Source organism: Mycobacterium colombiense, assembly GCF_001953985.1.
GTDB classification, from domain to species: domain Bacteria; phylum Actinomycetota; class Actinomycetes; order Mycobacteriales; family Mycobacteriaceae; genus Mycobacterium; species Mycobacterium colombiense_B.
In genome coordinates this window covers 1-1,020 of sequence record NZ_MBEI01000074.1, presented here as the reverse complement: position 1 = coordinate 1,020, position 1,020 = coordinate 1, and the positions used below count along the sequence as shown (strand labels likewise).

1 protein-coding gene is annotated in these 1,020 nt (G+C 73.8%); it reads left to right on the top strand.

What is annotated here, in order from left to right:
• Nucleotides 1-1,020: amidase family protein (locus A5732_RS23235; RefSeq protein WP_253189109.1), on the top strand; the 1,020-nt coding region annotated here is incomplete at both ends.

The following is a 1,020-nucleotide window of genomic DNA, read 5'->3' as shown; positions in this document are numbered from 1 at the left end:
TCGACCGTCGGCGTCAAGCCCACCTACGGCACGGTGTCGCGCTACGGCCTGGTGGCGTGCGCGTCGTCGCTGGATCAGGGCGGACCGTGCGCGCGCACGGTGCTCGACACCGCACTGTTGCATCACGTGATCGCCGGGCACGACCCCCGGGACTCCACGTCCGTGAAGGCGGCGGTGCCCGACGTCGTCGCCGCCGCCAAGGCCGGCGCGGCCGGTGACCTCAAGGGCGTGCGCGTCGGGGTGGTCAAGCAGCTGCGCGGCGAGGGCTACCAGCCCGGAGTGCTGAACGCGTTCGAGGCCGCCGTCGAGCAGCTGACCGCCCTGGGCGCCGAGGTGAGCGAGGTCGACTGTCCGCACTTCGAGTACGCGCTGGCCGCCTACTACCTGATCCTGCCGTCGGAGGTGTCGAGCAACCTGGCCCGCTTCGACGCGATGCGCTACGGGCTACGGGTGGGCGACGATGGCAGCCACAGCGCCGAGGAAGTCATGGCGATGACGCGCGCCGCCGGCTTCGGGCCGGAGGTCAAGCGGCGCATCATGATCGGTACCTACGCGCTGTCGGCCGGTTATTACGACGCGTATTACAACCAGGCCCAGAAGGTGCGCACCCTGATCGCCCGCGACCTGGACGAGGCCTATCGCTCGGTGGATGTGGTGGTGTCGCCCGCGACCCCGACCACGGCGTTCCGGCTGGGCGAGAAGGTCGACGATCCGCTGGCGATGTATCTGTTCGACCTGTGCACGCTGCCGCTGAATCTGGCCGGGCACTGCGGTATGTCGGTGCCGGCCGGTCTGTCGCCGGACGACGACCTGCCGGTCGGCCTGCAGATCATGGCGCCCGCCCTGGCCGACGACCGGCTGTACCGGGTCGGGGGCCGCCCCCACCCCCCCCCCCCCCCCCCGCCCCCCCGCCCCCCCCGGGGGCCGGCGCCCCCCGGGCCCGCCGCCGGGCTCCCCGCCCCCCCCCCCCCCCCCCCCCCCGCCGAAGCGGCCGGACGGCACCGCGAGCGCGCCGCACAC